Consider the following 23082-nt stretch of genomic DNA (forward strand, 5'->3'; position numbering starts at 1 on the left):
TTTACACCCTTCGCTATGCGTTTCCGTATCCTTTTTGTTCTGTTCAGCTTTGGCTTGACGACTTCTCTTTTCTCCCAAAAAATCAATGCGGATTACCGGCTTGCTATTCAAAAGGCAAGTTCAGCCATTATCATTGACGGAGTATTGGATGAGAAAGCCTGGGAAGATGCTGCCGTTGCTACGGATTTTTTCATGATTACGCCGATGGACACGAGCTTTGCCCGAGTCAAGACGGATGTGAGAATGAGCTATGACGAGGAGCATTTGTATCTGATTGTAGTCAATCATCATGCGGTCGAAGGACCCTATATGGTTGAGTCGCTGCGGAGGGATTTCAATTTTGGGAAAAATGACAACTTCCTGCTCTTCATGGATCCCTTTGATGACTTGACGAATGGATTCTCATTTGGTGCAAATGCAGCCGGAGCACAGTGGGATGGGCAAATGTTCAACGGTGGAAGTGTGGATCTCAGTTGGGATAATAAGTGGGTGTCAAAAGTCAAAAACTACGAGGACAAATGGATTTTTGAGGCAGCAATTCCCTTCAAATCCATTCGCTACAAAAAAGGGATTTCTGAATGGGGGATCAATTTTTCACGACTTGACCTTAAAACCACTGAAAAGTCAGGTTGGGCGCCGGTTCCACGCCAATTTCCTTCAGCATCCCTTGCCTACACCGGCACACTCGTTTGGGATAATCCACCTCCTGATGCAGGCGCTAATATTTCCATCATTCCTTATGTTTTGGGCGGAGTAAGCAAGGATTTCCAATCCGAAGGCTCAAATCAATATCGAAGGGATGTGGGAGTAGATGCCAAAATATCGCTAACCTCGTCCCTTAATCTGGACTTGACCGTGAATCCTGATTTCTCTCAGGTGGAGGTGGATCGGCAAGTGACCAATCTGGATCGGTTTGAGCTCTTTTTCCCGGAGCGGAGGCAGTTTTTTCTCGAAAATGGAGACTTGTTCGCTGGATTTGGGTACACTACGATTCGGCCATTTTTCTCCAGAAGAATAGGACTCAATGCGCCTATTCAATTCGGGGCAAGACTGAGTGGTAAGCTAAATAAACACTGGAGAATCGGGGCGATGAACATGCAAACCGGAGAAGTGGAAGAGCAAGCCTTGCCATCGCAAAACTTCACCGTGATGGCCTTGCAGCGACAAATTGGGGCAAGGTCCAACATCGGGGCAATTTTTGTCAATAAACAATCCCTCAATTACAACCCGGATCCAAGCTCAGAGCAACCTGTTTATTCCCAATTCAACCGAAATGCAGGCTTGGAATACAATCTTGCTTCTTCCAACAATCTTTGGACAGGCAAAGCGATGGTCTTACAGTCTTTTGGACCGGACAATGTAGGAAATGGATTTGTCCATGCTGCGAATCTCCGGTATTCCAGTGGAAACCTGACCTGGAATTGGCAGCATGAATACGTTTCCGAAAATTATACGGCGGAGGTAGGTTTTGTCCCCAGAAATGGATTTTACCGCATTAATCCTATGATAGGCTATCGCTGGTTTCCGAAAAGTGAGAAAATCTTAAGTCACGGCCCGGACTTCAATACGTCCTTGTTTTTCAACATGGACGGTGAGCAAACGGACAATACCAGTTATGCCGCTTACAATGTTCGATTTCGAAGTCAAAGTAATCTAATGGCTTGGCTTGCCTATGATTTTGTGAAGCTTCAGCGGCCCTTTGACCCCACCAATTTTTCCGGGATGACGTTGGATTCCGGGACGGAGCACCGTTGGAAAGCGCTCGGAATTGAATATGCGTCCAAGCCTCAAAGTGTCTTTACTTATGCATTTACGACTCGATTGGGCGGATATTATGCAGGAGGAGATCGGTATAATTTTACCGCAGATATGGGTTATCGCTTTCAGCCTTATGTGAGTTTGGCCTTGAGCACCAACTTCAATCAGATCAATTTGCCAGAGCCTTGGGGAGAGACCCGTTTTTGGCTGGTAGGACCCAGAGTAGACGTCACGATGACCAATACGGTCTTTTTTACGGCTTTTGTGCAATACAATGAGCAGATTAAAAACATCAACCTGAATACCCGCTTCCAGTGGCGGTTCAAGCCTGCTTCGGATCTTTTCATTGTTTACACCGACAACTATCTGCCTGCACCTTTCAATGTGAAAAACCGGTCTATCGTTTTGAAATTTACTTATTGGTGGAACGTTTAAAGTTCATGAAACAAAATTTTGTCAGCCTTTAAAAAAGATGTTTGAGCCTTTTACGTGTAATTATTAATTTTTATACGTATAAACAAGAAGTTAACGCTTTCCCTTAACGAGACTGTGATCGAAAAGGCAAAAATCTACGCTGAAGAGACAGGAAAAACCCTTTCTGGTTTAGTGGAGAATTTCTTTGAAAGTTTGACTGAAAAGTCAAATGATTCTGGGGTTTCGGAGCGAATTAGGAGGATTTCGGGAAAAATTGAATTTCCAGCGGACTTTGACTATAAGGAAGAACTTAGAAAAAACCTTGAAGCAAAACACCTCAAATGAAGGTTTTCCTTGACACCAATATTTTAATTGATTTTTTAAGTAATCGACCTCCATTTACACAGGAATCAGTTTAACTTTTCCAACTTTCAGAAGATAAGAAAATCCAACTTTTCACTTCAACTCATGTCCTTGCGACGGCTCATTATGTCTTGAAAAAGTTTGTGGCTGATAGAGAATTGAGGCAAACTCTATCTGAAATTGCAGAAATCCTCACAGTAGTAGATGTGACTGCATCGGCATTAAAAACTGGTTTAAAATCTTCGCATAAAGAATTTGAGGACGCAATACAAATTGCAACTGCACAGGAAATAAAAAGCCTTGATTACATCATAACCCGTAATCTCAAGGACTTCAAAACTTCTGCTATCCCTGCTATTTCTATACTTGAGCTTTTAGTAAAAGTAAATTGATTGGAATCAACACCGACTTTAAGGCACCAACCACTGACCTTCCCAGTTTTCTTTTTCAGTGAATAAAATCCTTAAATGCCGCAATCCATTCAATTGTAATGCTTCAACCGTTTTGGGGATAAATTTCAAAACAGCAAAAAATCTATCATCACTCATTTCCGGCCAATCAAATCCCTGATTTGGATCTGATATTGGAGTACTAGGAGCCAAAGTTGAAGTATAAGCTTTCTGCGCATCTCCCTGAACTTTTGACCAAAATGCTTCACTCAGGTCATTTTGGCGGTGAATTTCAGCTTTAGCTTTGATTCTTATTTGGGCTCGTTTTCCGGGATGATAAAAATGAAGCGTAGCGGAAGGATTGGCAGTAATTTCGGCGACCTTCTCCGAGCGGGAGTCTGTGAAAATGTAGAATTCAAAATTCTTATTTATCGACCGAACGACCACTGTTCGGATCTCTGGACCGAATTTTCCAATTGTTGCTAGGTTCGAATAACGAAAGGGATGCTTGGAATCCAAAGACCCTCGGTGGAGTTCATGGACGAGCGATTGCCAGATTTCTGAAGGGAGTTCTTTTTCGGAGAAAAGCATGAAATCAATTTTTTAGAATAACCCAAAGCTAGAAATAGGGTTTGAAAGTGCGTTAACTAACGGAATTTACATTAACTGAGTCAGTTGATTGAGGAAATTACTGCAAATTCCGTCAATTAAACATTTCTTTCACACCCCGAGAAGTTAAAAACCTCAATAATCAGACTTCTAAAATCTCCCGGTGCTTGGGCCAAGGCCTATCCGGATGTCGGTTTTGATATGATCCATTCAGGTGATTACCTTAAATCGATTGGTGGATAAAAAATGAACCCCCTGGGATTTGAAAATCACAGGGGGTTGGAGCTTATTTGAGTTGAGGATTAAACCTCCACCACTGTATTCACATTCTTGAAATATACTTGCTTATCAGCATCCAAGTCCACTAAGACTGCAGAGTCATTTTTGATATAGCCTGATAGAATCTGCTTGGAAAGCTCATTCAGCACCAAGCGCTGCATGGTTCGCTTCAGTGGTCTAGCACCAAAGTTTGGATCAAAACCCACCTCGCCAAGATAATCCAAAACCTCGGTTGTGGCGTCAATCTCGATATTAGCCTCAGCAAGACGTTTCTGAATCTCTCTCCACTGAATGTCCACGATCTTTCGGATGATGTCTTTGCTCAATGGCTCAAACATGATCGTTTCATCGATTCGGTTGAGGAATTCTGGACGCACGGCTTTTTTCAGCATTTCGTACAACTCAACTTTGGTCTTCTCCAAGATCTCTTCCCTATTCCAATCTTCCATCTCTGCAAATCGCTCCTGAATCAGGTGCGAACCAATATTGGTCGTCAGGATAATGATCGTATTCTTGAAATTGGCCAATCGACCTTTGTTGTCAGTCAGACGCCCGTCATCCAATACCTGAAGCAGAATGTTGAATACGTCCGGATGTGCTTTCTCAATCTCATCGAGCAAGATCACAGAATAGGGCTTTCTCCGTACGGCTTCGGTCAATTGCCCGCCTTCATCGTACCCAACATAGCCTGGAGGTGCTCCCACGAGTCGGCTGACTGCATGACGCTCCTGGTATTCTGACATGTCGATTCGGACCATGGCATTGTCATCGTTGAAGAGGTATTCTGCCAGTGCTTTTGCCAGCTCAGTCTTACCCACACCTGTGGTACCCATGAAAATGAAACTTCCAATCGGACGCTTTGGATCTTGCAAACCAGCTCGACTTCTGCGAACAGCGTCTGAAAGAGCAACAATCGCTTCTCTTTGGCCAGCTACTCGCTTTCCTAATTCTTCCTCCAAGTGCAGGAGCTTCTCCCGCTCGGATTGGATCATTTTGGAAACCGGAATTCCGGTCCATTTTGAGACTACCGAGGCGATGTCTTCCTGGTCAACTTCTTCTTTCAGAAGTGGGGATCCAGCCTGCATCACCTCCAATTGGCGTTTGAAGGATTCCAGTTTTGTTTCCGCCTCCACGATTTTTCCGTATCGGATTTCGGCCACTTTACCAAAATCTCCGGCTCGCTCGGCCTGCTCGGCTTCCAGTTTCAGCTTGTCAATTGCCTCTTTTTCTCTTCGAATGCCCATGATGACCGCTTTTTCGCTTTCCCATTTGGCTTTCACGTTTTGACGCTTTTCCGAGAGTTCGGCGATTTCCTTGCTTAGGACAGTTTCTTTGTCCCGATTATTTTCCCTTCGAATGGCTTCCCGCTCGATCTCGAGTTGCATAATCCGCCTGTTCAACTCGTCCAGTTCCTGAGGCAAAGAGTCAATCTCCATTCGCAGTTTGGCCGCGGCTTCGTCCATCAAGTCAATGGCTTTGTCCGGTAAGAAGCGGTCAGAGATGTATCGCTGCGAAAGCTCCACAGCGGCAATCACCGCATCATCCTTGATTCGGACACCGTGGTGCAACTCGTATTTATCTTTGATCCCACGAAGGATGGATATCGCATCTGCGGTATCCGGTTCATCCACGATTACGGCCTGGAATCTTCGCTCCAGAGCTTTGTCTTTCTCGATGTATTTCTGGTATTCCTTGAGGGTGGTTGCTCCTATTGCGTGGAGTTCTCCACGTGCCAAAGCCGGTTTAAGCAAGTTTGCAGCATCCATGGCACCTTCTCCTCCTCCTCCTGCGCCGATCAGGGTATGAATCTCATCGATGAAGAGGATAATTTCTCCCTCCGCGTCGGTCACTTCCTTGATCACAGCTTTCAATCGTTCTTCAAACTCACCTTTGTATTTGGCGCCTGCGACGAGCAAGCCCATATCCAAGGAGATCAGGGTTTTGGATTTGAGGTTTTCCGGTACGTCACCTGAGACGATTCGTTGAGCGAGTCCCTCAACGATTGCAGTCTTACCCACACCTGGTTCACCAAGTAGAATTGGGTTGTTTTTGGTACGTCTTGCCAAAATCTGCAGGACGCGTCGGATTTCTTCATCCCGGCCAATGACGGGGTCGATTTTACCCTTTTTGGCCAAATCGTTTAGGTTTTTGGAGTATTTCTCCAAAGCTCGGTATTTGCTTTCTGCGTTTGGATCTGTCACTTTATTTCCTTTTCTAAGTTCCTTGATTGCTTCGATCAGTGGCTTTTCAGCCAAGCCCTGATTTTTGAGTAATTGTGCTACTGAATCACTTCCTGCGAGGATCGCCAAAAGCAGATGCTCAATGGCCACGTATTCGTCTCCGAAAGTCTTGAGATAGTCTTTCGCTTTGGTCAATACTTGATTTGCGGCATTGGAAAGATAGGGTTGTTGATTTCCTCCGCTGACTTTGGGCAGTTTTGCCAGTTCCTGATCCAGTTTCTGGTCGATCAGCTGCTTGTTGGTTCCCAGCTTTTTGAAAAGAAAATCAGTGACATTTTCATCCTCGACAAAGATTCCCTTTAGCAAGTGAGCAGTTTCTATGGAAGGGGTACCTGATCCGGTTGCCAGCTCGGCTGCTTTCTGAATCGCCTCCTGTGATTTGATGGTGAATTGCTTAAAATCCATAATAGTTGGTTAGTTAGTGGTTGCTTGTCTTGCTTCATGGATCAAATCCTTCGCCAAGGCTAATTGTCGGACAGGATGACAGGAAAAAAATGTATATAGGAAAGAAAGTGGAAAATTTGGCAGAAAATAGTTGACTTCCTAGTATGAAAACTACCCAAAAATTCATGGTTTTGCTTTCGAAAACGGGAAAATATCAAGTGTTTTAGTTTTAGACCTTTCAACTTAACTCCCTATGAATGACCTTTTAAGTGAAGAACGGGTTTTGCAACTGATTCATAAAATCAGAAACCAAAAAGTGATGCTGGACAGCGACCTTGCAGAGATGTATGGTGTCCCGACCAAGAGATTGAATGAACAGGTAAAACGAAATTTAGATCGTTTTCCGATGGACTTCATGTTCCAACTTGATGAGGAAGAATGGGAAATCTTGAAGTCGCATTTTGCGACTTCAAGTTGGGGAGGTAGGCGGACGCTACCCTATGTTTTTACGGAACAGGGAGTATCTATGCTTTCATCAGTCTTGAATAGTCCACAAGCGATACAAGTCAACATTTCAATCATGAGAATCTTCGTTAAAGTAAAGGAATGGGCACTTAACTACGGTGAACTGGCATTGAAAATTAAGGAACTGGAGAAAAATTCATCGGAATACCATGACCATATCGCTCATATTTATCAATTGATTGAGGAGTTGCTCAGACCAACTCTTGAAAATAGACCTGCCATAGGATTCAAGAAATAGCCTCAAACTGGACTTTCAGCATCAGGCTATTTTTTGGTTTTTTTGGAGTTTACTTATTTCTGAGAAGCTGCATAGTCCTCCACGGCCTTCCATACCCGGAATACATTCTTGTAGCAGATTTTCTCAATGTCTTCTTTGGAATAACCCCGTTTTAAAAGCTCTGCAATCAGGTTTGGAAACATCGAAACATCCTTTAGACCAGTAGGAAGTGAATCGCCTACCCCATCAAAGTCAGACCCCAAACCCACATAATCAATTCCTACCAGATTTTTCACATGATCGATGTGATCGGCTACTTTTTGTACAGTTGGGAAAGGATTATTTGCGGCAGCGTATTCACTAATGTATGTCTGAGCGGCGGAATCTCGTCTGCTCAGATTATTTTCTGCCAACCAATTTACAATGTGTTCCCGCACTTTTGCTCCACCCGCAGCATAAGCCGAATCGATGAAACTGCCTCCAAAATTGATCATCATTACCCCATCGTTTTTGGCCATGGCCTGAATCAATTCATCACTCATATTCCGTTCAAATCCGGGAGTAAACTTCCTTACTGAGGAATGCGAAGCGATGACGGGCGCTTTGGTGATGGCCAAAGCATCACGAAAGGTATTATCAGAGACATGGCTGAGATCCACCATGATTCCGACTCGATTCATTTCGGCGATTACTTTTTCTCCAAATTCACTCAATCCTCCATGAGTGCCAGTCGTATCATAGCTCGCATCGCCGATAAGATTATCCGTGCCATGGGTCAAGGTGATGTATCGGATTCCTCGTTTGTGGAAGTATTCCACATTAGCCAGATTGTCTTCGATTCCAGCACCGTTTTCCATTCCCATAGGCAATGAAATCAAGCCTTTGGCAAAGTTTGCCTCGATATCCGCAGGACTGTAAGCCATGGCAAATTTGTCCGGGAAGGTAGAAGCCAATCGCTCGGTCATCAGAATCAGCGAATCCGCCAAAGCTTTGGAAGCACCGGGAATTTTCTGATTTCCGGCAGGGATGTAAATGGACATAAACGGAGCATCTAATCCACCTTCTTTTGCTCTTGGGTAGTCAAAATTTCCATCCGGAGTGCGCACAGACACATCCAAAATCTCCCGCTGAAGCGTAAATCCACCCACTTTCATCCTGTAAGGCAGATCCACATGTCCATCTACCATAATGGTGGATTGGGCGATTTCGGTTGCGGCTTGGAGGCGCTCCTCTTCTGACATTTTCGTGTAATCGGGAGTCTCTTCTGTCGGGGAACAGGAGATAATTAATCCTGCAAAAGCGCAAAGGGAGAGTAGTCTCTTCATAAAGTTTCGTGATAGATAATGGGAAGATAGGATAATTTTCAAAAACGGATTTTGGAAAATCCATAAAAGGTATCAGGAAATGAGTAGCTTGAAGAATCTCATTTTCGGAAGATTCATTTACTTGTACAGAATCTTTCAGAGGATTTAACCTGAATTATTAAACAAAAGACCTTGTTTCAGGATTTTATTTTGAACAGTAATTTTGCGAATTTTGAAATCATCATTTAAAGAAAACTAATCTCATTGCTATGAAAATTTATTTGAAACAATTATTTCTTGGTGTAGCTACCGCGGCAGTTTTGTATGGCTGTTCACCTCAGAAAACAGAAGAAGTAGTGGAGGAAACAGTCGCTGAAACTAAAACACCAACTCTTACCTTACTTTGGGAAACAGCGGATTCTTTGTTCACCAACGAATCTGTATTGTTTGATGATGCTACAGGTACCATCTATGTATCCAATATCGAAGGTCAGGATCCGCTCCAAAAAGACGGAAAAGGCTCCATCGCAATCATTTCCAAAGAAGGCAAAATCCTAAACCCGGCTTGGGTAACCGGCCTTGATGCTCCAAAAGGAATGGCCATTTCCAAGGGGAAATTGTACGTCACAAACATTGATGAATTGGTGGAAATAGACATTGCCTCAGCTCAAGTGTCCAATACTTGGAAAGTGGAGGGAGCAGAATTTCTCAATGACGTAGCGGCTCACAACGGGACTATCTATTTCACAGATATGAATACCGGTAAAGTTCACTCCTATGCCGACGGAGCTATTGCCACCGTTTCAGAAGGTCATGCTTCCATCAACGGAATTGCTGTTTCGGCAGATGGGACAATTTTCGGATTGGACGGTTCCGGTTTGAAAAAGTGGAATGCTGATGGTACTGCTACTGTCATCAATTCCAATGTCACAGGCGGTGATGGATTGGTCATATTGGGCGACGGCAATTTCATTGCATCAAGATGGCAGGGAGAAATCTGGTTTGCAAATGACTCTACCCAGACTCTGATGTTAGACACCAAAGCCGCCGAATCCAATACGGCGGATATCGGGTACAATGCAGCTGAAAAGATCGTTTATGTTCCTACCTTTTTCAAAAATAAAGTAGCTGCATATAAGCTTGATTATTGATTCAATTGACTGGAAAGATACATTCCTACCAAAATGGACCTTTTAATCATGATTTCACGTTGAAAGAGTCAAGTAAGGGTGCTAAATCAATTTAATTCCATTAGTGGAATCTGGTATCAGCGTTAGAATATTTCTATAATCGAATCAGTGAATTGTGAGTAACTTTCCCAATCAAACATGTCAACCCTACGCAATGGTAGTTTTGCGTAAATTTCAAGTAACCTAATGAAGACAGGCGAAATCAATTACGAAATAGAAAAGAACATCGAAGTTATCACACAGTTGGATGGCTTAGTTGCCGACGCTGTCGATAACATTCTGGTAGATCCGGACAAATGCTGGCAGCCCTCAGATTTTCTTCCTGATTTTGGTGATCCCAACATTCATGAAGAAATCAAATTGCTTCAAAAAAGAGCAGAAGGAATTCCAGACACGGTACTGACGTCATTGATTGGCAATATGATCACTGAGGAAGCACTTCCCAGTTATCAAACCTATTTCAATATGCTCGAAGGGGTAAATCCGGAGCGTAATTTGCTCTCTAAAGCAGGGTGGGTAAGATGGTCGAAGTCTTGGACCGCTGAGGAAAACAGACACGGGGACTTGCTCAACAAGTACCTCTATATGACTGGAAGAGTGGATATGAAAGCAGTGGAGCGAACCATCCACCGACTGTTGACTAATGGTTTTGATCCCAACTCAGGGGGAGATCCTTATCAGGCGATAGTCTATACCTCCTTTCAGGAAAGAGCGACCAAAATATCCCATGTAAATACAGGAAAACTTGCTGATATCGCTGGGGATACCATTCTGGGAAGAATCTGTAAGCAAATCGCCGGTGATGAAGCGAGACACGAAAAAGCTTATAAATCATTCATGTCAAGGATTTTTGAAATCGATCCGAACGGAGCGATCCTTGCTTTTGAAAAATTGATGAGAAAGCAAATCGTCATGCCTGCCGTATTGATGGGTGAAGGCAGTTCAAATCCGTCTCTGTTCACTCAGTTTTCCGAGATCACTCAGAAAGTAGGAATCTATACCAGCTGGGACTATGCCCGAATCATTGATCACCTCGTAAGCCTTTGGAAAATAGAGGCCTTGACAGGTTTGGATGCAGCAGCAGCTAAAGCCCAGGATTACTTGGCCAAATTAGCTGAACGCTACATGAGAGTAGCTGATCGAATGAAAGCTCCGGAGGAAGTCAAACTTGCCTGGCTTAAATAAAAATTCAATTAAACGATTTGAAAGTCTTGCTGAAAAGCGGGACTTTTTTTATGCTATCTTGAATGGAATAGAAACCTAACAAAATGAAAAAATATCCTTTCAGCTTCCTTATTCTACTTTTCTTTTTTCCATTTAGCGGGTATAGTCAAGAAATAAGTATTAATTCTGACCGATTGCATGAAAGACTCATGAAGCTTTCTACTTATGGTAAAAATGAGGCAGGTGGATCTGACCGGCAGGCATTCACCAAACATGATATCGAGGCGCGGGAGTATGTGAAAAAATTAATGGAAGATGCAGGTCTGGAAGTTTCTGTTGATTTTGCTGCAAATATTATTGGAAAAAAGGCCGGGAGAAATCCTAACCTAAAGCCAATTGCTTTCGGTTCGCATATCGATGAGGTGCCAAATGGAGGGGATTATGATGGTCCAATTGGAAGTTTGGGTGCAATTGAAGTCGTAAAGACCTTGACAGAAAATGGTATTGAAACCGAGCACCCCCTGGAAGTCATCATTTTTACCAATGAAGAAGGGGGGGTTGTCGGCAGCCGTGCTTTAGTGGGGGCATTGAGCCAGGAAGCTTTGCAGGTGGTAAGTTCTAGTGGACTGACTCAATATGAAGGGATCAAAGCGCTGGGTGGTAATCCAGATCGAATTCCTGAACTTAAGCGAAACAAGGGAGAACTGGCTTCATTTCTTGAACTGCACATTGAGCAGGGCGGGAATCTTTACACTGAAAAGCTTGATATTGGCGTGGTGGAGGGCATTGTCGCGATAGAATGGTGGGAGTTTTCTTTCTTGGGAAAAGCAAACCATGCCGGGACGACTCCAATGAAAATGCGAAAAGACCCCATGCTTCCTGCTGCAAAATTCGTTTTGGCAGTAAATGAAATAGTCACTAGCTACGAAGGAAATCAGGTAGGTACAGTAGGTAAAATTCAGGCTTTTCCGGGAGCGGGAAATGTGATTCCGGGAGCAGTAAAAGTGAATCTGGAAATCCGGGATCTCTCTTCTGAAAAAATCTGGGAGATCTATTCCGAGATTGAGAAAAGAGCAAAAAAACTGGCTTCAGAAAGTGAAATCGGATTGGAAATCAAGCATATTGAAGTCGCCAGTAAGCCTGCCTTAGCAGATCCTTTAATCCGGGAAATCATCAAATCCCAAGCAGAAAAGTTGGGTTTTTCTACCAAAAGTCTTCCAAGTGGAGCAGGTCACGATGCGCAGGAAATGGCCCGAATAGTACCGATGGGGATGATTTTTATCCCAAGCAAAGATGGAATCAGTCATGCTCCGGCGGAGTTTTCGACAAAAGAAGATATCGCTAATGGAGCCAATGTCCTGTTGAATACAATTTTGGAACTGGACAAAAAGCTTAAATAACCTTTGAAAAATTAAGGTAAGGTAAACTTTTTTGCTTCAGATTGTATTTAATGTATATACACTAAATAATGCATCATGAGACTTATCAAACGAATACATAAAGCAGAATACAGACCCATTGCCGATTTGGTAACCTACAGTCCCATGCCGACACGTAGCCTTCAGCAGATCGATCCCTTTATTTTCTTAAATCATCATGGGTTTCAGACTTATCCTGAACGAAATCAAGGATTACCGTTTGGTCCCCACCCGCATCGGGGAATGGAGACGGTGACGTTCATTTTGGAGGGGGATATCATGCACAAGGATTCATCTGGCCATGAGTCGGTCATTGGGCCGGGAGGAGTGCAATACATGACGGCTGGAAGTGGGTTGATTCATGCTGAAGTTTCAAGTACCGACTTTAAGAGAAATGGAGGCGACTTAGAAATCTTGCAACTTTGGTTGAATTTGCCTGCGGCAAAAAAGATGATCACTCCGAATTACGTGGGATTGCAGCAAGAAGAAATCCCAACTTTGGATTTGGACGGAGGAAAAGTCAAAGCGCAGCAGCTCTTTGGAGAATGGAATGGGGTGAAGGGCGCCTTCGAAGGGACTTTTCCACTTACTATGAGTACGATTTACATGGAAAAAGGAGGAAAGTTTGAAAAGGAAATTGCTGCAGAGGAAAATATCTTTTTCTATATCGTCCGTGGAGAATTGAATGTCAATGGATCTGAAGTGATGTTTAGAAACTTGGTTGAGTTTGAGAATTCCGGAGAAAAAATTGAAGTGGAAGCGCTGGAAGATGCGATTTTGATCTTAGGTCACGCTTTGCCGTTTAACGAACCGATGGTTGCTCAGGGCCCTTTTGTGATGAATACCCAAAAGCAAATTCAAGAAGCTTACGCGGATTACCAAAACGGAAAATTCGGGACCTGGAATCATTGATTAGCTGTCAATAATATCCTGGGAGATCAACTTATATATCTCAGCAAACGATTCATTGTAGCTGAGAAATTGGTGGTGATCTTCCAGGGTTTCATAATCTTCTCGGATCGCCGGGCCGGTTTGTGCATTTTTGGCTCCAAGCTGAAGACTTTTCGAAATAGTCTCAATGATCAGCGGTTTGAGCATTTCAAAATCTGCCCCCTGTTTTCGCATAATTTCTTCTGCGATACGAATCATGTGATTGGTGAAGTTGCTGGCAAAAACCGCTGCAACATGGATTCCTTTCCGATCCTTTGATCGAACAACATAGGTAAGTGGAGAAAGGCTTTTTGCCAGTTTTTTGAGTTTTTGAAGTGTCTCTTCATCATCCGCTTCCAGCAAAATCGGAACTTCGTCGAGCTCAATTTTTCTTCCTTTGGTAAAAGATTGGAGTGGATAAAAAATACCGGTATAGCTCGCCGAACTGTATCCCAAAATGTCCAAAGGAATCGTGCCCGAGGTGTGAACCAAAATGCTTCCTTCGGGCAAAATCACTTCATCGGCCACTTCAGGAATTGCCGAATCTTTGACCGCGATAATAAAAATCTCTCCTTTACTTTCCGAAAAGTCCAAGTCGTCTTTGGGTTCGGCAGAATAAACCCGCTCTGTGATTTGTTTGGCTTTTTCAAGATCTCTTGCATACACCTCTGTAATCTCGTGACCCGCATCTTCCAATGCTGGTGCAAGATGCCAGGCCACGTTTCCTGCTCCTAAAATGGCGATTTTGAACTTCATCACGGAATTAAACCAATTTTGAGTAAAAAGAAAAAGCCACCCCGATCAATCAGGATGGCTTCAGTATAATTCCGTTTTTTTATTCTTAAATATGCAAGGCTCGGTTGTCCGTAGCGGCTAAGCAAGCTTCCTTAAACGCTTCCGTGTAGGTTGGGTGTGCGTGCGACATTCTGGCGATATCCTCAGCAGATGCGCGGAATTCCATCGCCACAACCGCCTCGGCGATCATGTCGGCTGTGCGTGGTCCGATCATGTGTACGCCTAGAATTTCGTCCGTCTCGGCATCTGCCAATACTTTCACCAAGCCATCGGTATCCATGGAAGCTCTCGCACGACCAGAAGCCATGAAAGGAAACTTCCCTGTCTTGTATTTTCTGCCTTGCTCTTTCAGTTGCTCTTCGGTATAGCCCACTGCTGCGACTTCCGGCCAGGTGTACACCACACCCGGGATCAACAGATAATTGATGTGGGGTTTTTGTCCGGCAATTGTTTCCGCTACGAATACTCCCTCCTCTTCAGCTTTGTGAGCGAGCATGGCACCTTTTACCACATCGCCAATCGCATAAATGTGAGGTACAGAGGTTTGCAAATGATCATTTACCTCTACCTGACCTCTATCGGTGATTTTTACGCCAGCAGCTTCGGCATTTAATCCATCGGTGTAAGGTTTTCGGCCGATAGAGACCAACACATAATCGCCTTTGAGCTCAATGGTCTCTCCGTTGCTGTTTTCAGCTTTTACCAAAACTTCTTTACCAAGATTCTCTACTCCGGTAACTTTGTGCTTGAGGTAGAATTCAAAGCCAAGTTTTTTCAATGACTTCTGAAGCTCTTTGCCCATGGTTTTGTCCATGGATGGAATCAAGGAGTCCATAAATTCCACAACGGACACTTTTGCGCCCATTCTTCCATAGACCGAACCCAATTCCATTCCGATCACTCCCCCACCTATGACAACGAGGTGCTTTGGAATTTCTTTCATTTTCAATGCCTCGGTAGAAGTAATCACACGCTTCTTGTCCTGTTTGATAAAAGGAAGTGAAGAAGGTTTTGATCCGGTGGCGATGATGATGTTTTTGCCCTGAATGTCAGTGGAAGAACCGTCCGCTTGGGTCACTTTCACCGTGTTGGCATCTACAAAAGACCCCACTCCTTGGTGGACATCAATTTTGTTTTTCTTCATCAAAAACTGGATTCCATCGACATTTTGCTTTACCACATCATCCTTTCGGGCCATCATTTGAGGCAGATCGACTTTCAAATCCTTGCTGTTGATTCCGTGGGTTTTGAAGGTATGGGCAGCATTGTGGTAATGCTCCGAGGAGTCCAATAGTGCTTTGGACGGAATGCAGCCTACATTGAGACAAGTACCTCCCAAAGTTGGATATTTTTCAATAATGGCGGTTTTCATTCCAAGTTGCGCAGCTCTGATCGCTGCTACATATCCTCCTGGACCCGAACCGATTACTATGACGTCGTACATTTTTTTGTAGTTGTACGATGTACGAGGTACCAAGTACCAAGTACACCGAGGTTATACATTTAAACTTTGCTTGAGCTTTGCGATCATATTTTGGATATGCTCAAGCTCCGATTCAATTTTTTCAAAATCATCAGAAGAAACATATCCTAGCCGATTTGAAATCCCCAGTTGAGTATCTAATTCAAATGAAGACCCTAAGGAAATTCCAGGAAAATTATCAAAATCTTTTTTGGTATTTCTCCCCGCTCCTTCAGCAATATTTGAAGGAATTGAAACTACACAACGGTTAATTTGACTGATTAACCCGTATCGTTCTTCTTTGGGAAGTTTTTCAGTTATTTGATATCCCTCAACAGCTAGGTCAATGGCCTTTTGCCAAACTTTTAATTCTTTGTAGCGATGCATGATTAGTAGAGTTTAGGTTAAAAATTGAAATGATTCAATTTACCAAAACGCAATCAATGGTAGAACTACTTGGTACATGGTACTTTGTACTATGTACAAATTTTAAACACCAAGCAAAAGCCGGGTCGGATCCTCAAGCAGCTGCTTCACGCGCACCAAGAAGCTGACAGATTCTCTTCCGTCAATGATTCGGTGATCGTAGGAAAGTGCTACATACATCATAGGCCGAATCACGACTTGTCCATTCTCGGCAATCGGACGCTCTACGATGTTATGCATTCCAAGGATGGCAGACTGGGGTGCATTGATTATAGGTGTCGACATCATGGATCCGAAGACTCCACCATTGGTGATGGTGAATGTTCCTCCGGTCATTTCCTCGATCGATAATTTGTTGTCTCTTGCTTTGCCCGCTAATCTCAGAATTTCTTTTTCGATCTGGTCAAAACTCATCGATTCAGCGTTTCTAATTACAGGAACGACCAAACCTTTTGGAGCAGAAACTGCAATAGAGATGTCACAGAAATTGTTGAAAACCAGATCGTTTCCGTCGATTTGAGCATTTACTGCTGGCCATTCCTTTAAGGCTACGCAGACTGCCTTTGTAAAGAAGGACATAAAGCCCAAGCCTACCCCATGTTTCTCTTTGAACTGATCTTTGAACTTGGATCTCAGGTCCATGATGGGCTTCATGTTTACCTCGTTGAATGTGGTCAACATTGCCGTCTCGTTTTTCACAGCAACCAATCGACGGGAAACGGTCTTTCGAAGCGAAGACATTTTTTCCCTTCTTACTTCTCTGGATCCAGGAATTGAAGGTGCCGGTGTTGGCTCTGCTTTTGCTGTTGGAGCCGCTGTTTTTGGAGTTTCAGCAGGTTTTTGCGCATTCATCGCGTCTTCCTTGGTGATTCTTCCGTCTTTTCCGGTTCCGGAGACTGCTGAAGCTGCCACTCCTTTTTCTGCCAAAATTTTAGATGCTGCTGGAGATGCGTGGCCTGTTGCGTAGTTTTCGTTTGAAGAGGTGGTTTTTTCGGGAGCGGAAGAAGATGCAGCAGGCGCAGATTCTTTGGCAGGGGCTGCGTCAGTCACTTCTATTTTGCAGATCAGTCCACCGATTTCCATGACATCGCCTTCTTTGGCAACATGTCTTAGAATGCCCGTAGCCTCAGCAGGAAGTTCAAAAGTAGCTTTGTCGGAATCTACTTCTGCGATGATTTCATCCAAGGTCACAAAGTCACCGTCTTGCTTAATCCAGTTGGCCAAAGTCACTTCTGTGATGGATTCACCCACTGTTGGGACGATCATTTCTTTGATTTCTCCGGTACCGAAAGCTTTTTTAGCAGGAGCTTCGGCGGAAGTTTTTTTTGCAGCTGAAGTTTCAACTGGAGCAGATTTCTCACCACCTTCAGAATCTTCAATCACACAAATCAAGCCTCCGATTTCGACGGTATCCCCTTCTTTAGCTTTGATTCTCAATATCCCCGCGGCTTCTGCAGGAAATTCAAAAGTTGCTTTGTCGGACTCCAGTTCGCACAGGATTTCATCCAATTCTACCTGGTCGCCGTCTTTTTTAAACCATTGCCCAACGGTGACTTCGGTGATTGATTCACCCACAGTGGGTACTTTCATTTCTTTGCTCATGGTGCTATGTTTTTCCTTTCTGGTTATTTGGGGAGGAGGGTTAGTATGATTTTTATGGAAAAACCACCCCGAAATCAATCAGGGTGGTAATCAAGATTAAAGTTTTAGCGCTTGAGAAACAATGTTTTTCTGCTCTTCTACGTGGACTTTGTGATATCCGGTAGCTGGTGAAGCACTTGGTTTACGGGCGATTAGGCTCATTGGGAGTTCTTTGTATAGCAATCTCAACAGGTAGTTCCAATAACCCATGTTTTCAGGTTCTTCTTGTACCCAAACGATTTCGGCGTTTTTGTAGCTTTTGAGCGCCTCAAGGATTTGGTTTTTAGGAAGTGGATGTAGCTGCTCAATCCGAATTATGGCCACGTTTTTCACTTTCTCTTTTTCACGAGCTTCTTCCAGATCATAAAATACTTTTCCGGAGCAAAGCACCACTCGCTTCACATCTTTTGGATTGACGCTGGTATCAGGAAGAACTTCCCTGAATTTGCCGGAAGTGAATTCAGAAAGTGGAGAAACGACTTTCGGGTGTCTCAAAAGTGACTTAGGTGACATCACGACGCAAGGTTTTCTAAATTCCCAAGTCAATTGTCTCCTCAGTAAGTGGAAGAAGTTAGATGGCTCCGTGATGTTGGCTACCACCATATTGTATTCTGCGGAAAGCTGCAGGAATCGCTCCGGACGAGCGTTGGAATGCTCTGGTCCTTGGCCTTCGTAGCCATGCGGTAAGAGCATCACCAAACCGTTCATCTTTTGCCACTTGGATTCACCGGAGGAGATAAACTGGTCGATCATCGTCTGTGCCCCATTGGCAAAATCTCCAAATTGTCCTTCCCAGATTGTCAAGGAGTTTGGATTTGCTATGGCATAGCCATATTCAAAACCCAATACTGCATATTCTGAAAGTAAGGAATTGTAAATGTGGAATTGCCCTTTTCTGTCTTTCAATTCCAAAAGGGAATTGAAAGGTTGGTTGGTGTTGGCATCGTGAATCACGGCATGCCTGTGCGAAAAGGTACCCCGCTGCACATCCTGGCCTGTCAATCGAACTGTTTTTCCTTCCAAAAGCAGTGAGCCATAAGCCAACAGCTCTGCCGATGCCCAGTTCAATTCTTTGGACTCAAAAAACATGTCTTTTCGCTGCTTCATCTGAGCCTCGATTTGCTTAATCGGCTTGAATCCTTTCGGCACAAATGTCAGGGCTTCTGCTACTTTTTCGATAGCCTCGATGGAAATGCTGGTTTCTGGTGAAGACTCAAAATCTTCCGGTTTAGACCTTCTCAGGTTTGCCCACTCTCGTTCAAACTTAGTCGCTTGATACGGAAGAGGCTTCTCTTTCACCATATTGAGTCGATCCTGGAGCAATTGGCGGAACTCTTCATCCATCTGAGCGGCAATCTTCGCATCGAAATTTCCTCTTTCAGTTAATCTTTTGATGTAAATTTCTCTTGGGTTGGGATGCTTGGAGATGATATTGTAAAGTTCCGGTTGTGTGAATTTAGGCTCGTCAGACTCATTGTGTCCGTGACGACGATAGCATACCATATCCACAAAGATGTCTTTGCTAAACTTCTGACGAAACTCAGCAGCGAGCCTTGCTGCAAAAACAACAGCTTCGGCATTGTCCCCATTGACGTGGATCACCGGTGCATCGATAATTTTAGCTACATCGGTACAATAAATGGAAGTACGGGCGTCGTCAAAGTCAGTGGTAAAGCCAACCTGGTTATTGATCACAAAATGGATGGTTCCACCTGTATTGTACCCTTTCAGACCTGCCATTTGAGTTACTTCATAGACGATGCCTTGTCCTGCTACAGCAGCATCTCCATGGATAAGGATTGGGAGCGCCTTAGTCGCGTCATGCTTGTGCGCGTGGTCGATTTTGGCACGAATAAATCCTTCTACGACAGGATTTACTGCCTCAAGGTGAGATGGATTTGGCGCAAGTTTAAGGTGTACTTTATTTTTGTCCGGAGTGACAATATCGGAGGAATAGCCCATGTGGTATTTCACATCGCCATCGCCCATGGTCAGATCCGGCTTGGCTGTGCCTTCAAACTCAGAAAAAATCTGCTCATAAGTTTTGCCCATTATGTTGGCAAGAACGTTCAATCGCCCTCGGTGAGCCATTCCGATCATTACCTCTTCCACGCCGTTTTGAGCAGCCACATTGATGACTGCATCTAAAAATGGAATAGTACTTTCTCCCCCTTCTAATGAAAAGCGCTTTTGTCCGAGATATTTGGTGTGCAAAAAGTTTTCAAATACCACCGCCTGATTGAGTTTGAAAAGAATGCGCTTCTTGTCCTCTTCGGAAGGGTTGAAAGCCAAGGCTTCTTTTTCCACCTTCGTTTTAAACCAATCCAGCATTTCCGGATCTCGGATATACAGATATTCAAAGCCCATTGGGCCTTCGTAAATGGTCTTTAAGGATTCGAGGATAACAGAAAGTTTTGCCGTTCCGATTCCTATTTCATTCCCGGCCTGGAATACTGTGTTCATATCCTCCTGACCCAATCCAAAGTCTTCTGGATCGATCAGAGCCTTTCGGTCTCTTCTTTCCCGAACCGGGTTGGTCTTGGATCTGAGGTGAGCTCTGGAGCGATGGGCATGGATGAGCGCCCGAACTTTTATTTCCTTTGGAAGCTGCTCCATGTCCATAATTGTACCTGGAGTTGCCAAAGAACCATTTACAGGGGCAGGCTGAGAAGTAGGTTTTGTCACTTCAGATCCGTTTTCATCCTGACCGTAATTTGCCAAGGCAAAATCAAAACCGTCAAAAAACTCTTTCCAACTTGGGTCTATTGATGCTGGATCACTTTTGTAAGAAGCGTATAACTCATCGATGTAGGTCACGTGAGCATTCGCAATGTATGAGAATTTATCCATGGGTAGTTTTTGAGAACAAGGCAAAGGTAGACCCAATTACCCGCAATCAAAAATTGTTTATTTGCTTGTCCAAATATATATTTTAGTACCAAATAAGATTTTCTTTTTGTTGTTAAAAAAGGGTTGCTAGTCATGTGGTAGCCCACTTTAAAAGAATAATTGGAAAAAAATCAATCAAAATAGAATAGCCTTAGAAAAATGTCGTCAATTTAAAGACAAACTTCTATGGTATGAGCGACTCAGAGAATATTAGAATAGACACGGTGGCCGAGGAGATGGCTACTTATGTGAGGAGTTTACCTCGATATTCCCGGCATCCTACTCTAAAGGGTGTCCCATTGACCAGATTTTTTTCGGATCGGATGATGGTGATGGATGTGATTCGTCAGGGCATTCCCACTTCACTATTTATGTCAATCAAGCAAATGGCACCTTTTTCAGATCAGGAATGGTCTGATTTTTTGGATATTTCTTTAAAGTCACTTCAGCGCTACAAAAAAGAATCTGATTATGTCTTCAGATCGATACATTCTGAGAAAATCATAGAGCTAGTGGAAGTGACGGCTGTAGGTTTGGAAGTTTTTGATTCGCAGGAGGATTTTGCGGCTTGGCTCAATGCCAGCAGCCATGCACTCAGTAATAGACGACCGATCGAGCTGCTGAGAGATTCCTATGGCAAGGAAATGGTTCTTAGTGAGCTCCATCGTATAGATCAAGGGATATTTGTCTGATGCGAGTTTTTCGACTCATCCGAAAAAAATACGGGATAGAACTATCTGGCAAAGGAGCTGCACTCTCCGGAAATCGATGGAATTCCAAAGGAACAGAGTTGATTTATTGTGCAGACAGTCGGGCTTTGGCGATGGCCGAGGTGGCAGTTCACCTTTCCTTATCCATTTTGCCTAAGGATTATGTGATGGTGGAGATTGAGATACCGATATCTGTTTCTCTTTCCGCCTTGACAATGGATGATTTACCTCCAATTTGGAACAGCTTCCCTCATTTGCTGGACACTCAGAAAATTGGAGATGGGTTTGTGGCTGAGCGGAAAAACTGTGTTCTTAAAGTTCCATCGGCAGTTGTTCCGGGGGACTTTAATTTTCTAATCAATCCTCATCATCTGGACTTCTAGGCCATAAAGATTGTTGGCCATAAAGATTTTCCTTTTGATTCAAGGCTACAATAATTTTATTATCAAAACTTTGACTTTAGGTTTTTCCTTTTTACTTTCAGTAAATTCTATTTTATGAAACAGCTATTTTTAATTTGTTTGATTTTTGGAAGTTGGAAAATGGGTTTTTCTCAGGCTGGTTGTTACTCGGATCAATCTGACACGTATTGGAAAATAGGATTGGCTCAATTTGGATCCAAGAAGCTTTCAAATTGTGATGTCTCTGCTTATCATAACTCTCATGGGGTTTGTTATGGCTTATTTTGAGGATAACTGTATTTCACCCGGTTGGAATAATCCTTTTCTTCCTGTTTACACCTGTCCGAATCCAAAGGGAATAAAATCTCCAGCTAGCTATCAAGACAGTGGTAAATATGTCAGAGTCTGTAATGAATCTGATGGAGATTTAATTTTTTATGATCTTTCTGTAGAGGGGGATCATTCTGCAGCTAAGGAAAATATTGGAGGAGGCCAATTTAGATATATTTCAAAGTATGGCTCAAATGGGCCATTAGTCGCGCATAGACGCGACTCATCATTTTATCATTTAAATGGATTGGTATTAGGCCAGCCACAATTTTGGGCCTATGTCGGTTCAATTCTTGGAAACAATAATATTGTGGGAACATCACCTGTCTCATTTACTATTCAATCCAAGCCTGGCGTGACTTATAGTTGGTCAATAGTAGAGGGTCTATCAAAAGTATTTATTTCCTCTGTATCAAATCAACCGACGGTAACGCTAACACCTACCCATAGCGGCACGGCTAAGTTGAGACTTACCATAAATTCTGGATGTGGTGCACCAAAAATTCAGGAGTTAAGCCTTACCATTCAAACGAATGTTTGTTTGGAAGGAACCTATAATATCGGAAGTAGTACTGGGATTAATTTAAATACTACAAATCAAATAAGCACAGGCAATGTAACCTCAACTGTAACATGTCCTAATGCAACATCATTCACTTGGCAGAGAACTTCAGGGAGTGTAACTACTTTTAACACGTCTGGAAATTATGTTACGTTTAATATGGTATCAGGAGGAAGCATCAGCTTTTCTTTAACTGCTAGAAATGGTTCTACAGTTTTGTCTACCAGGAATGTTTCCTTCTTTAATTTTGGGTCATTTAGCCTTTATCCCAATCCTTCATCAAACAAATTGGCGATTGACCTAAATCCTGACCTTAAGTTTGATTTGGTCTTGCAAGGTCTAGATTCTAAAATTAAATTACTGTCGTCCGACTAATTCCACAAAGTACAGAAAAAGTGCTTCAGATTAATTTTGGAGGGCTTTTTTTATTCGTTTCAAAAAGCACCCCCTATCCAGAGAAGAACAATTCTGTTTGTACATTTTTAAGATCCTTTTGAAATATACTTTTAAAATAGGCCTCTGTGTGAAGCAGAAACTTTTCAAGGCTGACATAAGAGCATAGATTTTTCGCCGCCACCATCACCATGGTGGAAAAGTCCTCGGCTTCCTTAACCCGTTTATGAAGCACCGTGAACAGCAGATTTAGGATCAGGGCCACCCATATCTGGATTTTGATTCCGTT

Annotated in this window: 18 protein-coding genes and 2 pseudogenes; 11 read left to right on the forward strand and 9 right to left on the reverse strand. The window is 43.3% G+C overall.

Annotation, left to right across the window (positions count from 1 at the left end; genetic code table 11):
• Window positions 1–15 precede the first annotated feature (15 nt).
• The 3 genes and pseudogenes from C4S61_RS15880 to C4S61_RS22085 all read left to right on the forward strand — a co-directional run.
• Window positions 16–2193 (forward strand): DUF5916 domain-containing protein, encoded by a 2178-nt coding sequence (locus C4S61_RS15880; protein ID WP_103925790.1) that lies wholly within the window; start codon window positions 16–18, stop codon window positions 2191–2193.
• Between the two features lie 78 nt (window positions 2194–2271).
• Window positions 2272–2517, forward strand: a complete 246-nt coding sequence (locus C4S61_RS22355; RefSeq protein ID WP_103925791.1) for a DUF6364 family protein — start codon at window positions 2272–2274, stop codon at window positions 2515–2517.
• Between the two features lie 86 nt (window positions 2518–2603).
• Window positions 2604–2927 (forward strand): annotated as a pseudogene (locus C4S61_RS22085) (type II toxin-antitoxin system VapC family toxin); the annotation flags it as partial.
• Window positions 2928–2945: 18 nt separating this feature from the next.
• Here the strand turns inward: C4S61_RS22085 and C4S61_RS15895 are convergent.
• Together C4S61_RS15895 and clpB are read right to left on the reverse strand one after the other, a co-directional pair.
• Window positions 2946–3515 carry a pyridoxamine 5'-phosphate oxidase family protein gene (locus C4S61_RS15895; RefSeq protein WP_103925792.1) on the reverse strand — a complete coding sequence of 190 codons (570 nt, stop codon included), beginning with the start codon at window positions 3513–3515 and terminating at the stop codon, window positions 2946–2948.
• Window positions 3516–3835: 320 nt separating this feature from the next.
• Complete coding sequence (clpB, locus tag C4S61_RS15900; RefSeq protein WP_103925793.1) at window positions 3836–6457, reverse strand: ATP-dependent chaperone ClpB; 2622 nt, start codon at window positions 6455–6457, stop codon at window positions 3836–3838.
• Between the two features lie 232 nt (window positions 6458–6689).
• On the opposite strand from clpB, the gene C4S61_RS15905 reads away from it, so the two are divergent.
• The gene (locus C4S61_RS15905) at window positions 6690–7199 is read left to right on the forward strand and encodes an ORF6N domain-containing protein (RefSeq protein WP_103925794.1); all 510 of its coding nucleotides are present in this window, start codon (window positions 6690–6692) and stop codon (window positions 7197–7199) included.
• 53 nt (window positions 7200–7252) lie between these two features.
• Here the strand turns inward: C4S61_RS15905 and C4S61_RS15910 are convergent, their stop codons facing one another.
• On the reverse strand, window positions 7253–8503 hold the full coding sequence (locus tag C4S61_RS15910) for a dipeptidase (RefSeq protein WP_103925795.1): 1251 nt from the start codon (window positions 8501–8503) through the stop codon (window positions 7253–7255).
• 248 nt (window positions 8504–8751) lie between these two features.
• Between C4S61_RS15910 and C4S61_RS15915 the strand changes: the two genes are divergently transcribed.
• From C4S61_RS15915 to C4S61_RS15930, 4 genes are all read left to right on the forward strand, one after another.
• The gene (locus tag C4S61_RS15915) at window positions 8752–9633 is read left to right on the forward strand and encodes an SMP-30/gluconolactonase/LRE family protein (RefSeq protein WP_103925796.1); all 882 of its coding nucleotides are present in this window, start codon (window positions 8752–8754) and stop codon (window positions 9631–9633) included.
• A gap of 225 nt (window positions 9634–9858) precedes the next feature.
• Window positions 9859–10857, forward strand: coding sequence for an acyl-ACP desaturase (locus C4S61_RS15920; protein ID WP_103925797.1), 999 nt, complete (start codon window positions 9859–9861; stop codon window positions 10855–10857).
• An 83-nt stretch (window positions 10858–10940) separates the two neighbouring features.
• Complete coding sequence (locus C4S61_RS15925) at window positions 10941–12236, forward strand: Zn-dependent hydrolase (protein ID WP_103925798.1); 1296 nt, start codon at window positions 10941–10943, stop codon at window positions 12234–12236.
• 75 nt (window positions 12237–12311) lie between these two features.
• Window positions 12312–13166 (forward strand): pirin family protein, encoded by an 855-nt coding sequence (locus C4S61_RS15930; RefSeq protein WP_103925799.1) that lies wholly within the window; start codon window positions 12312–12314, stop codon window positions 13164–13166.
• Here C4S61_RS15930 and C4S61_RS15935 read toward each other — a convergent pair whose 3' ends face one another.
• From C4S61_RS15935 to C4S61_RS15955, 5 genes are all read right to left on the reverse strand, one after another.
• Window positions 13167–13940 carry a Rossmann-like and DUF2520 domain-containing protein gene (locus tag C4S61_RS15935; RefSeq protein ID WP_103925800.1) on the reverse strand — a complete coding sequence of 258 codons (774 nt, stop codon included), beginning with the start codon at window positions 13938–13940 and terminating at the stop codon, window positions 13167–13169.
• 85 nt (window positions 13941–14025) lie between these two features.
• Entirely contained in the window at window positions 14026–15423 is a 1398-nt protein-coding gene (gene lpdA / locus C4S61_RS15940) for a dihydrolipoyl dehydrogenase (RefSeq protein ID WP_103925801.1), read from the reverse strand.
• 51 nt (window positions 15424–15474) lie between these two features.
• Complete coding sequence (locus tag C4S61_RS15945) at window positions 15475–15828, reverse strand: four helix bundle protein (RefSeq protein WP_103925802.1); 354 nt, start codon at window positions 15826–15828, stop codon at window positions 15475–15477.
• 102 nt (window positions 15829–15930) lie between these two features.
• Window positions 15931–17469, reverse strand: a complete 1539-nt coding sequence (odhB, locus tag C4S61_RS15950; RefSeq protein ID WP_103925803.1) for a 2-oxoglutarate dehydrogenase complex dihydrolipoyllysine-residue succinyltransferase — start codon at window positions 17467–17469, stop codon at window positions 15931–15933.
• 96 nt (window positions 17470–17565) lie between these two features.
• Entirely contained in the window at window positions 17566–20358 is a 2793-nt protein-coding gene (locus C4S61_RS15955; protein WP_103925804.1) for a 2-oxoglutarate dehydrogenase E1 component, read from the reverse strand.
• Between the two features lie 230 nt (window positions 20359–20588).
• Between C4S61_RS15955 and parS the strand changes: the two genes are divergently transcribed.
• The 3 genes from parS to C4S61_RS15970 all read left to right on the forward strand — a co-directional run bounded on the left by parS (window position 20589) and on the right by C4S61_RS15970 (window position 22775).
• A complete protein-coding gene (parS, locus tag C4S61_RS15960; RefSeq protein WP_103925805.1) occupies window positions 20589–21089 on the forward strand; it encodes a type II RES/Xre toxin-antitoxin system antitoxin in 501 nt (166 codons plus the stop codon).
• Window positions 21089–21490, forward strand: a complete 402-nt coding sequence (locus tag C4S61_RS15965; protein ID WP_103925806.1) for an RES family NAD+ phosphorylase — start codon at window positions 21089–21091, stop codon at window positions 21488–21490. Before parS ends, C4S61_RS15965 begins: the two co-directional genes overlap by 1 nt.
• A 256-nt stretch (window positions 21491–21746) precedes the next feature.
• Window positions 21747–22775 (forward strand): hypothetical protein, encoded by a 1029-nt coding sequence (locus tag C4S61_RS15970; RefSeq protein ID WP_103925807.1) that lies wholly within the window; start codon window positions 21747–21749, stop codon window positions 22773–22775.
• A gap of 73 nt (window positions 22776–22848) precedes the next feature.
• Here C4S61_RS15970 and C4S61_RS15975 read toward each other — a convergent pair.
• Window positions 22849–23082 (reverse strand): annotated as a pseudogene (locus C4S61_RS15975) (IS4 family transposase); the annotation flags it as partial.

It is taken from the genome of Algoriphagus boritolerans DSM 17298 = JCM 18970, from assembly GCF_900108085.1.
GTDB lineage: Bacteria > Bacteroidota > Bacteroidia > Cytophagales > Cyclobacteriaceae > Algoriphagus > Algoriphagus boritolerans.

Coding starts and splice junctions, on each gene's coding strand:
- clpB (WP_103925793.1), bottom strand. CDS start 6,457: ATGGATTTTAAGCAATTCACCATCAAATCACAGGAGGCGATTCAGAAA.
- C4S61_RS15955 (WP_103925804.1), bottom strand. CDS start 20,358: ATGGATAAATTCTCATACATTGCGAATGCTCACGTGACCTACATCGAT.
- C4S61_RS15935 (WP_103925800.1), bottom strand. CDS start 13,940: ATGAAGTTCAAAATCGCCATTTTAGGAGCAGGAAACGTGGCCTGGCAT.
- C4S61_RS15925 (WP_103925798.1), top strand. CDS start 10,941: ATGAAAAAATATCCTTTCAGCTTCCTTATTCTACTTTTCTTTTTTCCA.
- C4S61_RS15965 (WP_103925806.1), top strand. CDS start 21,089: ATGCGAGTTTTTCGACTCATCCGAAAAAAATACGGGATAGAACTATCT.
- C4S61_RS15880 (WP_103925790.1), top strand. CDS start 16: ATGCGTTTCCGTATCCTTTTTGTTCTGTTCAGCTTTGGCTTGACGACT.
- C4S61_RS15920 (WP_103925797.1), top strand. CDS start 9,859: ATGAAGACAGGCGAAATCAATTACGAAATAGAAAAGAACATCGAAGTT.
- C4S61_RS15895 (WP_103925792.1), bottom strand. CDS start 3,515: ATGCTTTTCTCCGAAAAAGAACTCCCTTCAGAAATCTGGCAATCGCTC.
- C4S61_RS15930 (WP_103925799.1), top strand. CDS start 12,312: ATGAGACTTATCAAACGAATACATAAAGCAGAATACAGACCCATTGCC.
- C4S61_RS15970 (WP_103925807.1), top strand. CDS start 21,747: ATGTCTCTGCTTATCATAACTCTCATGGGGTTTGTTATGGCTTATTTT.
- C4S61_RS15910 (WP_103925795.1), bottom strand. CDS start 8,503: ATGAAGAGACTACTCTCCCTTTGCGCTTTTGCAGGATTAATTATCTCC.
- C4S61_RS15915 (WP_103925796.1), top strand. CDS start 8,752: ATGAAAATTTATTTGAAACAATTATTTCTTGGTGTAGCTACCGCGGCA.
- C4S61_RS15945 (WP_103925802.1), bottom strand. CDS start 15,828: ATGCATCGCTACAAAGAATTAAAAGTTTGGCAAAAGGCCATTGACCTA.
- parS (WP_103925805.1), top strand. CDS start 20,589: ATGAGCGACTCAGAGAATATTAGAATAGACACGGTGGCCGAGGAGATG.
- C4S61_RS15905 (WP_103925794.1), top strand. CDS start 6,690: ATGAATGACCTTTTAAGTGAAGAACGGGTTTTGCAACTGATTCATAAA.
- odhB (WP_103925803.1), bottom strand. CDS start 17,469: ATGAGCAAAGAAATGAAAGTACCCACTGTGGGTGAATCAATCACCGAA.
- lpdA (WP_103925801.1), bottom strand. CDS start 15,423: ATGTACGACGTCATAGTAATCGGTTCGGGTCCAGGAGGATATGTAGCA.